This window comes from Flexivirga aerilata (assembly GCF_013002715.1).
Classification (GTDB): domain Bacteria; phylum Actinomycetota; class Actinomycetes; order Actinomycetales; family Dermatophilaceae; genus Flexivirga; species Flexivirga aerilata.
On record NZ_JABENB010000003.1, the window covers coordinates 649558 to 663679 of the forward strand.

Annotated in this window: 14 protein-coding genes; 8 read left to right on the forward strand and 6 right to left on the reverse strand. The window is 70.8% G+C overall.

Going from position 1 to position 14122, the window contains the following annotated elements; genetic code table 11:
* Positions 1 to 101 precede the first annotated feature (101 nt).
* Entirely contained in the window at positions 102 to 1478 is a 1377-nt protein-coding gene (locus HJ588_RS18625; protein WP_343036800.1) for a replication-associated recombination protein A, read from the reverse strand.
* A 19-nt stretch (positions 1479 to 1497) separates the two neighbouring features.
* Between HJ588_RS18625 and HJ588_RS20090 the strand changes: the two genes are divergently transcribed.
* The 3 genes from HJ588_RS20090 to HJ588_RS18640 all read left to right on the forward strand — a co-directional run bounded on the left by HJ588_RS20090 (position 1498) and on the right by HJ588_RS18640 (position 3735).
* Positions 1498 to 2256 (forward strand): GNAT family N-acetyltransferase, encoded by a 759-nt coding sequence (locus tag HJ588_RS20090; RefSeq protein ID WP_171158444.1) that lies wholly within the window; start codon positions 1498 to 1500, stop codon positions 2254 to 2256.
* Between the two features lie 109 nt (positions 2257 to 2365).
* Positions 2366 to 3040, forward strand: a complete 675-nt coding sequence (locus HJ588_RS18635) for a hypothetical protein (RefSeq protein ID WP_171158446.1) — start codon at positions 2366 to 2368, stop codon at positions 3038 to 3040.
* Entirely contained in the window at positions 3016 to 3735 is a 720-nt protein-coding gene (locus HJ588_RS18640) for a DUF222 domain-containing protein (RefSeq protein WP_171158448.1), read from the forward strand. Before HJ588_RS18635 ends, HJ588_RS18640 begins: the two co-directional genes overlap by 25 nt.
* Before the next feature lie 189 nt (positions 3736 to 3924).
* Here HJ588_RS18640 and HJ588_RS18645 read toward each other — a convergent pair whose 3' ends face one another.
* From HJ588_RS18645 to HJ588_RS18655, 3 genes are read right to left on the reverse strand one after another with little or no spacing between them, the layout of a single operon-like run.
* Entirely contained in the window at positions 3925 to 4977 is a 1053-nt protein-coding gene (locus HJ588_RS18645; protein WP_343036801.1) for an ABC transporter ATP-binding protein, read from the reverse strand.
* Positions 4974 to 6473 (reverse strand): ABC transporter permease, encoded by a 1500-nt coding sequence (locus HJ588_RS18650; RefSeq protein ID WP_343036802.1) that lies wholly within the window; start codon positions 6471 to 6473, stop codon positions 4974 to 4976. The genes HJ588_RS18645 and HJ588_RS18650 overlap by 4 nt, the downstream gene beginning before the upstream one ends.
* Before the next feature lie 56 nt (positions 6474 to 6529).
* Positions 6530 to 7660: an iron ABC transporter substrate-binding protein gene (locus tag HJ588_RS18655; protein WP_171158450.1), complete on the reverse strand. Its 1131-nt coding sequence runs from the start codon at positions 7658 to 7660 to the stop codon at positions 6530 to 6532.
* Positions 7661 to 7750: 90 nt separating this feature from the next.
* Here HJ588_RS18655 and HJ588_RS18660 point away from each other — a divergent pair, with 90 nt between their 5' ends.
* Complete coding sequence (locus tag HJ588_RS18660) at positions 7751 to 8575, forward strand: thioesterase family protein (RefSeq protein WP_171158452.1); 825 nt, start codon at positions 7751 to 7753, stop codon at positions 8573 to 8575.
* A gap of 105 nt (positions 8576 to 8680) precedes the next feature.
* Here the strand turns inward: HJ588_RS18660 and aspS are convergent, their stop codons facing one another.
* Positions 8681 to 10549, reverse strand: coding sequence for an aspartate--tRNA ligase (aspS, locus tag HJ588_RS18665; protein ID WP_171158454.1), 1869 nt, complete (start codon positions 10547 to 10549; stop codon positions 8681 to 8683).
* A 207-nt stretch (positions 10550 to 10756) separates the two neighbouring features.
* On the opposite strand from aspS, the gene HJ588_RS18670 reads away from it, so the two are divergent.
* The 4 genes from HJ588_RS18670 to HJ588_RS18685 are packed head-to-tail and all read left to right on the forward strand — an operon-like array spanning position 10757 to position 13684.
* A complete protein-coding gene (locus HJ588_RS18670; RefSeq protein ID WP_171158456.1) occupies positions 10757 to 11533 on the forward strand; it encodes a GNAT family N-acetyltransferase in 777 nt (258 codons plus the stop codon).
* Between the two features lie 24 nt (positions 11534 to 11557).
* Complete coding sequence (locus HJ588_RS18675; RefSeq protein ID WP_171158458.1) at positions 11558 to 12349, forward strand: GNAT family N-acetyltransferase; 792 nt, start codon at positions 11558 to 11560, stop codon at positions 12347 to 12349.
* The gene (locus HJ588_RS18680) at positions 12346 to 12957 is read left to right on the forward strand and encodes a hypothetical protein (RefSeq protein ID WP_171158460.1); all 612 of its coding nucleotides are present in this window, start codon (positions 12346 to 12348) and stop codon (positions 12955 to 12957) included. Before HJ588_RS18675 ends, HJ588_RS18680 begins: the two co-directional genes overlap by 4 nt.
* A 37-nt stretch (positions 12958 to 12994) precedes the next feature.
* A complete protein-coding gene (locus tag HJ588_RS18685; RefSeq protein WP_171158462.1) occupies positions 12995 to 13684 on the forward strand; it encodes a phosphotransferase in 690 nt (229 codons plus the stop codon).
* Here the strand turns inward: HJ588_RS18685 and HJ588_RS18690 are convergent.
* Positions 13669 to 14106, reverse strand: a complete 438-nt coding sequence (locus HJ588_RS18690) for a YchJ family protein (protein ID WP_171158464.1) — start codon at positions 14104 to 14106, stop codon at positions 13669 to 13671. The two genes, HJ588_RS18685 and HJ588_RS18690, sit on opposite strands and share 16 nt — an antisense overlap.
* Positions 14107 to 14122 lie beyond the last annotated feature (16 nt).

The window sequence follows — 14122 nt, forward strand, 5'->3', positions numbered from 1 at the left end:
CACCGCGCACCATGCGCCGTGGGCACGGTGTCACGATCGGGACGCCTTGACCGGGCTTTACCCCACTTGAAACGTGATTGTTACTTGTTTACGCCGTGCGCTCACTGTGAGCCGGTGCCGCCGCCCTTGATCACGCCCCGCAGCGAGGCCCAGCGCGGGCCCAGCGACTGCTCCCAGCCGCGATCGGTCGGGTGGTAGTAGTCGGCGTCGACCAGGTCGTCCGGCAGGAACTGCTGTGGTCCGACGCCGCCCGGCTCGTCATGGCTGTAGCGATAGCCGTCGCCGTGGCCGAGCGCGGCTGCCCCGGCATACCCACTGCCACGCAGGTGCGGCGGCACCGCTCCCCCGCGTCCGGCGCGCACGTCCTCGATCGCGGCGTTGATGCCCTTGTAGGACGCGTTGGACTTCGGCGCGAGCGCGTTGTGCACGACCGCCTGTGCCAGGATGATCCGCGCCTCCGGCATGCCGATCTGCGCCACGGCGTGCATCGCCGCGGTCGCGGTCTGCAGGGCGGTCGGGTCGGCCATGCCGACGTCCTCGCTCGCGCTGATGACGATGCGCCGGGCGATGAACCGCGGGTCCTCCCCCGCCTCGAGCATGCGAGCGAGGTAGTGCAGGGAGGCGTCGACGTCACTGCCACGCATCGACTTGATCAGCGCGCTCGCGACGTCGTAGTGCTGATCGCCCGCGCGGTCGTAGCGCACCGCGGCGGTCGCCATCGCCTGCTCGGTGTGGGCGACCTCGATCGACACCGGGCGTTCGGCACCGGCGCCCGCGGCGTCGAGCGCGACTCCGGCGGCGGCTTCGAGCGCGGTGAGCGAGCGCCGCGCATCGCCTCCCGCCATTCGCACGAGATGGTCGCGGGCTTGCTCGGAGAGCGCGAATTCGCCTGCAAGACCACGATTTTCGGCGACCGCGTCGTCGAGCAGGTGCGCGATGTCGTCGTCGGTCAGCGACTCGAGACGCACCAGGATCGACCGGGACAACAGCGGGGCGATCACGCTGAAGCTCGGGTTCTCGGTCGTCGCCGCGACGAGTACGACCAGGCGGTTTTCGACACCGGGCAACAACGCATCCTGCTGTGCCTTGCTGAAGCGGTGGATCTCGTCGAGGAAGAGCACGGTCTGCCGGCCGTAGAGGTCACGGTCGCGGGTGGCCTGCTCCATGACCGCGCGGACGTCCTTGACGCCGGCGTTGATCGCGGACAGCTCCACGAAGCGGCGTTCGGCGGCGGTCGCGACGAGGTGAGCGAGGGTGGTCTTGCCGGTGCCCGGCGGCCCCCAGAGGATCGCCGACATCGGACCGGCCGCGCCGCGCGCGCCCTCGATCAGCCGCCGCAGCGGACTTCCTGGCTTCAGGGCGTCACTCTGCCCCCGCACCTCCTCGATCGCGCGCGGCCGCATCCGCACGGCGAGCGGCGGCGTGGTGGCATCGCCGCCAGCGGTCTCACCGGCGGCGGCGAAGAGATCGTCCGACACGCGTGCCACGCTAACGTCCGTGTCAGACACCCCGATCCGCCGCCTGCCCGCAGCCGCACTGCACGAGCGGTGGGGTGACGACCCGTTCGTGCGATGGGACCTGCCGAGGCCGCATGTCGGGGACATCTGGTCGGTCGGCGACGCTGTCGCCTTCGAGCGGCTGTCGCACTCGCGCAGGATCCGTAGCCTGACCGCGATCGGGCCGGACGATCAGGTGCGGGCCCTGCTGGAGTTTGCGGCGGCGGAGTTGCCGGCGTCGGTCGATGCGGTGTCGGTCGAGCGGTCGCAGGTCGGGATGCTCGCCGAGGTGTTCGGCGACCGCCTGCGTCCCGGCGGCGACTGGGACTGGATGTGGACCACCAGCATGCCGCCGGTCGTCGACGCCGAACGTCAACTGGTCCCCCTGGACGATGTCGCCGATGCGCGAGACATCCTGGCGCTCAACGAGATCGGGAACCCGACCGCCGAGTCGGAGCCGGGCAGCGGCATCACCACCACATGGCTCGGCGCCCGCGCGGAGGGCCGGCTGATCGCGGCCGGCGCCATACATCTGACGCAGGGTGGTGCGCCGCACCTGACCGGCATCGTGGTGCATCCGGACATGCGGGGCCGGCAGCTCGGCCTGGCGCTCATCGCGGCCCTGACCCGCTGGTCGCTCGAACGGTATGGCGTGTGCACCCTCGGCATGTATGCCGACAACGACCGCGCGCGTGCGGTGTACGACGGCCTGGGTTACGCCGTCGCGCACGCGTGGGGCAGCCGGCGACTGGCGGAGTGAATCTTACTCGATTTGTTGCGATATATGTTCGATTGACCCTCGGCTGTCAGTGGTCAGCTGTATGATGATCACACGACGAAAACCACTGCGGCGGAAGGAGTTTCGGGCCATGTCTCTCGATTCTGCTGTGCCGCTGCCGGAGTGTCCGGAGCTGCCTGCCGAGGCGGTTCGGGTGCCGGTTGAGCCGGGTCGTGGGCCGGCGGTGCTGGACCGAGTGCGAGAGCTTGCCGCGTTGCTGGATGAGGTGCCGGAGGTGGTGCACCAGCTCGGCGACGGGCAAGTGGAGTCACTGACGCAGGTGTTGTTGCGGTTGCATGGGCGGTCGGCGCAGGTTGCTGCGGTGGTCACCGCTGACGCGGTGGACCGTGGGACGGTCGCGAGCTCGACAGCGGCGAACACCACGCAATGGGTATGCCGTCACGCCGAAGCTTCCGGGGTGCCGATCGAACCGGCGGAGGCGAAGTCGATCGCGGTGGTCACCGAGGCGTGCCGGGAGCGGAAGAACGCGGTCATCGCGGCAGCGGTCGCACGAGGGCCGTGCACGGTGTCGACCGCGCGGGCGGCGTTGACCAATGCGGACAAGGTGACGCCGGTGATCCCGACCGCCGGCCGGAGTGAAGTGTTGGCGTGGTTCCTGCAACTGGACCCGGCGTTGGGTGCACGTGGTGTGCAGGCGTTGACCCGGAAGATCCTCGCCACCTACGCCACCGAAGCGCTCTCCGTGCAGGACGCGAAACTTGAACAGGTCGAAACGTTGACGTGGGCACGACTGCCACCGGGATGACCCGGTTGGTGGCCGAGTTGGCACCCGCGAATGCCGCGGTGTTGAAGGCGGCGATCACGGCCGGGTCCGCGCCACTGCCCGCCACCGTCGGCACCGACGGTTCCGGTCTCGCCGGATCGGGCACCACCCAGACCGTGCGGGACGAACGGACTCCGGGCAAACGCCGGGCGGACGCATTGATGGAGCTGATCGCTGCGGGCGCGAAGGTTGCTGCCGGTGAGGCGGCACCCGTCGGGTCGGCTGCCACGATCCTGCTGACCATGGACCTGACGGCGTTGACCGAAGGGCTCGGCGGGGCGACCACCCCGAGCGGTGACGTGCTCGATGCGGGAGCCGCCCGAAGGGCAGCGTGTGATGCGGAGCTGATCCCGGCGGTGTTGGGTGGGCCGAGTCAGCCGTTGGATGTGGGCCGGCGAGAACGCCTGGTGACCAAGGGTTTACGCGCGGCCGTCGTCATACGCGATGGCGGGTGCACCTTCCCCGGGTGCGATCGACCGCCAGGTTTCTGCGAAGTCCATCACGTCAGACCCTGGTGGGCCGGCGGCGAAACCAGCCTCACCAACTCCGCCATGCTCTGCTGCCGGCACCACCACGAAGTCCACCGCCACGGGTTCATGGCACACGTCCGCCCCGACGGCGTCACCTGGGACCTCACCCCCGGCCGCATGCCCGGCCACGCACACGTCGCCGCGTAGCCGGTTGCAGGACGTCCCCTGTCCGGAATGGGTGTCAGAGTCGAGCTACGACTACTCATTCCGCGACTACGCGCTTCGTGCGTCGGGCTTCGCTGGGTCCGACGCGTCAGACGCCGGCCGACCGAACTCGCCGACCTCATCGCTGCCGCCGCCCGTGACCTCGACCGGCCACGGGACTGAGCGTCGCGGTCAGTCACGGTCCGGAAACACGTTGGCCTCACCCGAGATTCGCAGCCGCACCCGGTCACCCACCCGCAGACCGGCGACCGTGGCGGCACGCAGCACCAGCGGCTCCGTCTCCCCCGGCAGACCCACTCGCACCCGCACGTGATCGCCGCGGAAGTCGACCTGCTCGACGACCGCCGCGTCGGCGTTGTCGGGCGCATCATCAGCGGCCCGCACCTCGACCTGCTCCGGTCGCAGCACCATGCGCACCGGGCCGGTCAGGTCGGTGTCGACAGCCGCCGCGCCGAACGGTGTCTCGACCCGGCCGTCCGCCGCGGTCGCCCGCAATTCGACCGTCTCGCCGGTGAATCGGGCGGTCTCCAGGTCCGCGGGGTGCAGGTAGACGTCGGTCGGTGACCCCACCTGACGGAAACCGCCGCGCGCCATCACCGCGACCTGGTCGGCGAACGACAGCGCCTCCTCCTGGTCGTGGGTGACCAGCACCGTGGTGATGCCTGCTCCGCGCAGCACGTCGCCGACGATCTCGCGGGTGCGAGCGCGCAGCCCGGTGTCGAGCGCCGAGAACGGCTCGTCGAGAAGCATCACCCGAGGACGCAGAGCGAGGGCCCTCGCCAGCGAAACCCGTTGCTGTTGGCCACCACTCAGCTGATCGGGACGCCGGCGAGCCATGTCGGCATCGAGCGCGACCCCTTCGAGCAGCTCACCGATCCGGGCGGCCGACCGCTCCCGCCGCGGCAGGCCGAAGCCGACGTTCTGACCGACGGTCAGATGCGGGAAGAGCGCGCCGTCCTGGGCGACGTAGCCGACCCGGCGCCGATGCGCCGGCACCCATGCGGACCCGGCCACGTCCCGGCCGTCGATGCGCACCTGGCCCGCCTCCGGCGTCTCGAAACCGGCGATGCACCGCAGCAGCGTCGTCTTGCCGCAACCCGACGGACCCACTACTGCCGCAACGGAACCCGCTGCCACATCGAGGTCGACGTCCTGCAGGACGGGCGCCCCGGCATACGACTTGGTGAGGCGACGCGCCTCGAGCCCGATCTCGCCAGCGGTCACAGGCCGGCCACCTTCCTGGACTGACGGAACAACAGATATGTCATCGGCAGCGACAGCACCACCAGCAACAACGCGTATGGCGCAGCTCCCGCATAGTCGATCTCCCCCGACAACGCCCAGAACTCGGTCGCGAGCGTGCGGGTCCCGGTCGGCGCGAGGAGCAGCGTCGCGGTGAGTTCGCCGGCGATCCCGAGGAAACTCAACGCGATCGACGCTCCGACGGTCGGTGCGATGAGGCGCAGGGCGACGCGCACGAATGCCGCCGGCGCGCTCGCCCCGAGTGAGCGCGCGGCCTCCTCCAGCGACGGCGGCGCCTGCGCGATGCCAGCCCGCAAGGTCACCACCGCGCGGGGCAGGAACAGCACGGCATAGGCCGCGACCAGCAGCGGCGCGGTCTGATAGAGCGGCTGCGCGTAGCGGATCGCGTAGGACACGAAGGCCAGGCCGACGACGATGCCGGGGATGGACGCCGCCACGAACGTCGACCCTTCCAGGGCCCGCACCCAGCGGCCGGGATGCCGCACGGCGAGCCAGGCGATCGGCAGCGCAGCTGCCACGGTGACCACCCCGGCGATCACGCCGTAGACCGTGGTCGTGAGCAGCGTCGACACCAGATCGCTTGTCCAGACTGCATTTCCGCCGCTGATCAGCCAGCGGGTGATGCTCCAGCCGGGCACGCCGAGGGTGGTGGCGAGCACGACGAGCACCCCGACCCATACCGGCAGGCTCCACCACCCGAGGCGCGCCGGGCGACCGCGGCGGGCCACGCCAGGACCGAGCCGCGCGTAGCGCTGCCGGCCGCGCACGCCGGCCTCGCCGATCAGGAGCAGCAGGCAGCAGAGCACCAGCACGCCGGCCATCATCGAGGCTGCCGCGCTGGCGAAGGTCGACTGGAACTGGTCGTAGATCGCGGTGGTGAAGGTGTCGAACCGGATGGAGGCGAACGCGCCGTACTCGGCGAGCAGGTGCATCGCGACCAGCAGCGCGCCGCCGAGGATCGGCAGGCGCAGCTGCGGCAACACGACGCGCCAGAGCACCGCCGCCGGTCCGAGGCCGAGCGCGCGGGCCGACTCCTCGACGGCCGGGTCAAGGCGCCGCAGGGTCGCCATCACCGGGATGTAGACGAACGGAAAGTAGGCCGCGACCGAGATGAGCACGGCACCCGACAGGCCCCCGATCGAGGGCCACACGGTGGCCCACGCGTAGCTGGCGACGAACGCCGGCACGGCCAGCGGGGCGGCGAAGAGCAGGGCGAGCAGCGACCGCCCGGGCAGGTCGGTGCGTTCGACGACGAGCGCCGCTCCGACCCCCAGCAGCACGCTGAGCGGGACCGCGAGGCCGATGAGTTTGGCTGTGTTTGCGAAGAGTTCGCCGATGCGGGGGCGGAAGATCAACTGCTCGGCGGTGGACCAGCCTGCGTCATACGCCGACTGGAGGACGTAGGCGAGCGGGATCAGCGCGGCAAGAGCGACGACGACCGCGAGCAGCGTCGTCACAACGGGTGGGCGCGACCGCACGGCCGCGCCCACCCGCTGCGAGAGGGGCTGACTGGTCAGAGCAGACCAGCGTCCTGCATGAGGGTGACGACCTCGGGGCTGTTGAGCTTGGCCGGGTCGACGGCCGGCGCGCCGAGCTGCGAGAGCGGCTTGAGCTTGCTGTTCGCGGGCACCTGCGAGCCGACCGGGTATTCGAACGACGTGCCGTTCTGCAGCACCTCCTGGCCCTGCTTGCTCACCACGTAGTTGAGGAACGCCTGCGCGGCGGTGGGGTTCTTGCTCGACTTCAGCACGCCACCGCCGGAGACCGACACGAAGGCGCCCGGGTCCTGCTTGCCGAAGTAGTGCAGACCGACGTTCTTGCTGTTCTCGCCGGTCTTGGCCTGGTCGCCGAAGTAGTAGTAGTGGTAGATCACGCCGCCGTCGATCTGACCTGAGTTGACCGCCTTCATCACGGTCGAATTGCCCTTGAACGGCTTGGCATTGGTCTTCATCGCCCTGAGCCAGGCGAGCGTGGCGTCCTTGCCCTTCAACTGCAGCATGGCGCTGACGATCGCCTGGAAGTCGGCACCGGACGGCGACGCGCCCCAGCGGCCCTTCCACTCCGGCTTGGCGAGATCCATGATCGACGCCGGCAGCTGATTGGGCTTCAACTTGCTCTTGTCGTAGGCGAAAACCGTTGAGCGGGCTGCGATCCCGGTCCACATGCCGGTGGAGGGGCGGTATTGCTGCGGCACGTCGGCGAGCGTGTTGGCGTCGACCTTGGCGAAGAGGCCCTTGTTCTCGACGATCGTCATCGACGGGGAGTTCTCGGTGAGGAAGACGTCGGCCGGCGACGCCTTGCCCTCGGCGACGATCTGGTTGGCCATCTCGGTGTCACTGCCGTTGCGGACATTGACCTTGACGCCCGTCGCCTTGGTGAACCCGTCGATCCACTCCTTGCCCAGCGACTCGTGCTGCGCGTTGTAGACGGTGATCGCGCCGGTCGGCTTGGCCGCCGCCGACGACGAGGTCGCCCCGCCGGCCGCGGCAGCGGAGGTCGAGCTCGACGAACCGCCGGCCGACCCGTTCGACGACGACGAGGAGCCACCGCTTCCGCTGCTGCCGCAGGCGGCGAGCGGGAGGGCGAGGGACAGGGGCAGTGCGAGGGCGACAGTGCGTCGCAGGCGCTGACGAGAAGCGATCATGAAAGGGAAGGCTAACCTATGTCGCGGCGCTCGTCGTACCGGCTCCATCCCTGCGGCACTGATTGCCTACCGATGAGTAGGGTTGCCGCCATGAGCGAGTACAGCCGGGCCCTGCACCTGCGCGCTTCGGACGACGGCTGGACCGGGGAACTCCACGACGACTGGGCCATCGGGGAAGCGATGAACGGCGGCCTGCTCATGTCGCTGGCCGCGAGGGCGACCGCCCGGACGAGCACGGCGGCCGGCGGGCACGGCGACCCGCTGAGCTTCTCGGCGGTGTTCCTCTCCCCCAGCGGGCCCGGCGAGGTGCGGCTGGAGCCGACGATCCTGCGCAGCGGCCGCTCCATGACAACCGCAGAGGTTCGCGTGAGTCAGCCGGTCGACGGGGCTGACGTCGAGCGCTTCCGTGCGCTGGTCACCCTCGGCGACCTCGGGCGCTACGCCGATCCGGTGCTGAAAACGACTGCGGCACCTGCGATTCCGCCGCCCGAGGAGTGTGTGCCGAGCTCGGATGCGCCGCCGTCCATGATGATGAACTCCGGCTTCCTCAAACGCTGGGACGTGCGGATGGACCCGGCGACGATCGGGTGGGCGCTCGGCCGGCCGAGCGGCACCGGCGAGATGCGCGGCTGGATCCGGCTGATCGACGAGGCCGACATCGACCCCGCCGGGTTGCTGCTCGTGCTCGACGCCTTCCCGCCGGTGTCGTTCGACCTCGGCTCGGTCGGCTGGGTGCCGACGGTGGAGTTCACCGGCTACGTGCGCGCGGTGCCCGCCCCCGGCTGGTTGCAGCTGCGCCTCACCACCGAGCACGTCGCCGGTGGCCTGCTCAACGAGGACGCCCAGGTCTGGGACTCCACCGGTGCCCTCGTCGCGCACTCGCGCCAGCTCGCCTCCGCGCGCTTCGCAAGCTGAGCGACCGAGCGGACCACACACGCATCGAGCGGACCATAAAATCCGTCGGATTTCGTGGTCCGCTCGATGCGGTGTTGTGCCTCTCGGTGAGAGCGGCTGCGGTCGCTATTCGGCTGCGCCGCCGCCCTTCTGCTCTGCCTTCTCCGAGACCTCCGTCTTCTCCGAGACGTCTGCCTTCTCGGCGGCGTCCTTCTCAGCCTTGTCGACCTTCTCAGCCTTGGCGTCCACGCCGGCTTCCTTGCGCTGCTGCGGCGTGATCGGCGTCGGGGCGGACGTCAGCGGGTCGAAGCCGCCGCCGGACTTCGGGAACGCGATGACCTCGCGGATCGAGTCGGTGCCGGCAAGCAACGCGCAGATGCGGTCCCAGCCGAAGGCGATGCCGCCGTGCGGCGGCGCGCCGAACTGGAACGCCTCGAGCAGGAATCCGAACTTCTCCTGCGCCTCCTCCTCCGACAGCCCCATGACCTCGAAGACCCGCTCCTGGATGTCCTTGCGGTGGATACGGATCGAGCCGCCGCCGATCTCGTTGCCGTTGCAGACCATGTCGTAGGCGTAGGCGAGCGCCTCGCCGGGGTCTGCGTCGAAGGTCTCCTGGAACTCCTTCTTGGGCATCGTGAAGGCGTGGTGCACCGCGGTCCACGCGCCGGCACCGACGGCGACGTCACCGGACGCGACAGCGTCGGCGGCCGGCTCGAACAGTGGCGCGTCGAGCACCCAGAGGAACGACCACTTCGACTCGTCGATCAGGTCACAGCGCCGGCCGATCTCCAGCCGCGCGGCACCGAGCAGGGCGCGCGAGGGCTTGGGCTCGCCCGCGGCGAAGAAGATGCAGTCGCCCGGCTTGGCGCCCACGTGGCCCGGCAGCGCGGCCACCTCGGCCTCGGTGAGGTTCTTGGCGACCGGCCCGGTCAGCGTGCCGTCCTCCTGCACGAGGACGTAGGCCAGCCCGCGCGCGCCGCGCTGCTTGGCCCACTCCTGCCAGCCGTCGAGCTGGCGGCGCGGCTGAGAGGCGCCGCCGGGCATGACGACGGCACCGACATACGGCGCCTGGAAGACGCGGAACGTGGTGTCCTTGAAAAGGTCTGTGCACTCGACGATTTCGAGGTCGAAGCGCAGGTCGGGCTTGTCGGTGCCGAAGCGGCGCATCGCGTCGGCATAGGTCATGCGCTGGAACGGCGTCTCCAGCTCGACGCCGATGACCCGCCACAGCGCCTTGGCGATCGCCTCGCCGAGCTCGAGGACGTCGTCCTCCTCGACGAAGCTCATCTCGATGTCGAGCTGGGTGAACTCCGGCTGCCGGTCGGCGCGGAAGTCCTCGTCGCGGTAGCAGCGGGCGATCTGGAAGTAGCGCTCCATGCCGCCGACCATCAGCAGCTGCTTGAACAGCTGCGGGCTCTGCGGCAGCGCATACCAGCTGCCCGGCTGCAGGCGGGCCGGCACCAGGAAGTCGCGGGCGCCTTCCGGGGTCGAGCGGGTCAGCGTCGGCGTCTCGATCTCGACGAAGTCGCGCTCGGCCAGCACGCTGCGGGCCGCGGCGTTGACCTTCGAGCGCAGCCGCAGCGCGTCGCCCTGCGCGGGCCGACGCAGGTCGAGGTAGCGGTACTTCAGCCGCGTCTCCTCGCCGACGTTGATTCGCTCGTCGATCTGGAACGGCAGCGGCGCGGCCTCGCTGAGCACCTCGATCGTGTCGGCCACGACGTCGACCTCACCGGTCGGCAGGTCGGGGTTGACGTCCTTGGCGTCGCGCGGACGAACCACGCCGGTGACCTGGATGACGTATTCGTTGCGCAGCGCGTGGGCCGCACCGGTCAGCACCTCGTCGCGGGCGACCACCTGCACGACGCCGCTGGCGTCGCGCAGATCGAGGAAGGCCACCCCGCCGTGATCGCGCCGCCGGGCCACCCACCCGGCGAGCGTGACGGTCTGGTCGGCGTTGTCGGCACGCAGCGTGCCGGCGTCGTGGGTGCGGAGCACAGGTCTTCCTTTACGAATGAAGGCGGTGTATGGCGGGAGCCGCGGACCATCGTACGGAAACCGGCGGCCGCACCACGACTCGCCGGGTGCCCGGCCGGCGCTCGACGGCTGCGGCGACGCTACCGACACGTAAAGATTGCGTTCAGATTGCGTCCACACTGCGTGCAGATCCGCGGGCAGCGCGAGATTTTTCGTACCGTCGAGGGCATGCCTCCGACGCTCTCGATGCCCCTGGCGATGACGAGCTGCGTGGTTCCGCCCTCGGCGCCCCGGCTCGTCACCGACGACTTCACGATGGTCCGCTTCGACACCGGATACCGCTACGACGCAGGGGTTTTCGACATACGGGGCGAGCGTGAGCCGCGGGAGCTGATCCGTGACGTGGTGGCGCAGGCGCGGGCCTGGGGCCGCACCGCGGTGTGGTGGCACGGCCTGACCGACACCAGTGCGCCGCGCGGCCTGGAGGACGCGCTGCTCGCCGCCGGGGCGCAGGTCGCCGACCAGCACGCGGTCTTCGCCGTCGAGCTCGACCGCGCCACGACACCGGATGGGCTCGACCCGGCGATCGAGGTGCACGAGCCGGGCGACGACGCCGAGGTGCGGATGCTGCGCACGGTCGACCAGGACTCGTGGGAGGTGCACCGCTCGCAGCCGGACGACCTGGACATCGCCCGGCGCCACGCCCAGGGCACCGACCGCTTCGAAACCCACCTGCTCGCGATGGTCGACGGCCGGCCGGCCGGATCGGCAACCCTCACCACCCGCGACGACCTGGCCGTGCTCTGGGGTGGTGCGACGGCGGGCTGGGCGCGGGGCCGCGGCGTCTACCGCGCGCTGACCCGCGATCGGCTCGGCCGCGCGCAGGGCGCCGGCTGCCGCATCGCGATCGCCAAGGCGCAGCCGCAACTCGCCGACGTGCTCGGCGATTTCGGCTTCGTCTCGTGCGGCAACGAGCGCACGCTGCGGATGACGATCGGCGCCTGACCCGGGCGGTCTATCGTCGGCGGGGTGAACGTCGACCAACTGATTCGCGCAGCGTCCGCGAGCTTCTGGGTGCCGCCGGAGAGCGAGCACCTCCGGGCCGACGGTTTCGACATCGTGCGCTACGACAACGGATTCGTCTACGACACCGGCGTCTACAACGTCGACTCGGAGCGTCCGGCGACCGCGCTCATCGCCGACGCGGAGGCCATCGCGCGGGAGTGGCAGCGTCCGGCGCTCTACTGGCACGGGCTCAGTGCCCGCACCCGGCCGGCGGCCCTGGTCGACGCGCTGCTCTCCCGCGGCGCCGAGGAGAAGGAGCGCCTCGCGGTGCTCGTGCTCGACCTGACCGCTGCGCGCCCCGACCTCGAGGCGCCGGTCGACATCACGACCGAGCCCGCGGTGGAGCGCCGGCAGGTCGAGGACTTCCGGGCGGTGGAGTCGGCGGCGTTCGAGACGCCGCTCCAGCCGGTCACCGACGAACAGCTCGCCGAGCGCCGTCGCGCCGCCACGGACGGCTCGGGCGAATACCTGGTGGGCTATCTCGACGGGCGGCCGGTCTCGACCGGCGGCACGTCGTATGTCGCGGGCGGCGCGGTCGCCAAGCTCTGGGGCGGCGCCACCGACCCGTCGGCGCGGGGCCGCGGTGCCTACCGCGCCGTCCTCGACGCCCGCCTGCGCGCGGCCGCGGAGCGCGGCTGCCGGCTGGCGTTCGTGGAGGGACGGGTCAGCACCTCGGCGCCGATCCTGCGACGCGCCGGCTTCACCGTGTATGACGAGGTGTTCATGCTGCGACAGCCGGTCACGGCCGACGCATGAGCGCGTCGGGCCGGGAGCGTTTTGCGGGGTGGATCACCGGCATCGGGACCACCAGCGGCGTCCGCGTCGTGATCGGGCAGTGGCCGGACTCGCCCTTCGGGGCGTTCAGCGACGTCATGCTGCAGGACGACGGAGGGGTGCGGACCTTGCTGGCCCCGACGGCCGAGATCGCCGAATTCATCAGCCAGACCTACGTTTTCGACGAGGTCAAGGTAGTGACCGTCACGGTCGGGGCCGTCGGCCGGACCTGCGTGCTCACCGCCGGCGAACTGCATCTGGTGTGGACGATCGGTGCCCGCACCCTGCTCGGACGACTGCTGTCACTGCCGCCGCGCCGGGTCACGACCGCACCCGCCTGGTGCCGCACGGCCGACCCGGCCGCCCGGCTGCTGATGCGCGGGGTGCGCACCGCCGGTTCGGCGCGCGACGGTCGCCGCGAGTTCTACGGCGCCTTCGATCAGCACGCGGTGACCTCGGCGGCCGGCACCTGGGCCGGCCGGTCGCTCGGCGCCCTGCGTCCGGTCGACCGGCCGGTGACCTTCGGCTTCGGCTCGACCCCGCGGCGTCCGAGCCGCACCGCCGTGGTGACCACCGTGATGCCGGGATGACGGCCGGCGTGCGCGTGCCCCGTCATACGCTGCGCCGATGACCTCGCCCGACCCGCTCGAGATCGGTGAGCTGCTCGCGTCGGGCGCGACCGCCGACGTCTACGCGCTGGGCCGGGGGCGGGTGCTGCGCCGCTACCGCGACCCCGCCTGGCCGGCCGACCGGGTCGCACGGGCGGCTCGGCTCGCCCGCAATGCCGGCGTCCCCACTCCCCTGGTGCTGCTCGCGGCCGGCCCCGACCTGGTCGTCGAGCGCGTCGACGGACCGACGATGCTGCACCAGCTGGCCGCCGGGCGGATGGCGACCGACGAGGCGATGACCGTGCTCGCCGACCTGCACCGGAGCACCCACAGGGTACGACGTGCCCCGCACGTCGATCTCCCGGAGACCGGTGGTGACCAGCTCATCCACCTGGACCTGCATCCGAACAACGTGCTCATCGGGCCGGACGGCCCGGTGCTGATCGACTGGGAGAACGCCGCCTGGGGCGCGCCGGGGCTGGACGTGGCCGTCACCGCGGTGATCCTGGCCTGCTACGCCCTGGCCTATCTCGCCGATCGGCACCCCAACGCGACCGACCTGCTGGATGCGTTCCTCACCGTCGCCGAACCGCTCGACCGTCTCGACGACGCGGTGGAGTTCCGCCGGTCGCGCACCGCCTTCATGCCGGCGGCGGAGGCCGCCCAGCTCGATCGCGCCGCCGGCCTGATCCGCTATCTGTCGGGCTGACCGTCCTTGCCGGCGTGCTCGTCGCCGGGTTCTTCCCGGGCTTCTTCGCCAGCTTGTTCTTCACCGAGGTAGAACCAGCGGCCGGCGCGCCGGGCGAAGCGGCTGCGCTCGTGCAGGCGACCCCCGTCATACGACGCGGTGAAGTCGACGATGCCCGTGTCGTCGTCCGGCCCACCTTCGCGAATCTCGTTGATCTGCAAGCCGGTCCAGCGCACGCCGTCGTTGACCTCGACCTCGGCGGGCCGGGTCTTGGGATGCCAGGTGCGCCACAGGTGCTCGCGGTTGCCGTAGTAGTAGGCGGTGTAGCGCGACCGCATCAACTCCTCGGCCGTCCGCGCGAGGCGCTCGGTCGACAGCAGCGGACCGCAGCACTGGTCGAAGGGCAGGCCCGATCCGCACGGGCACGGGTCGTCGGTGGTCATGTCGGACAAAGATAGG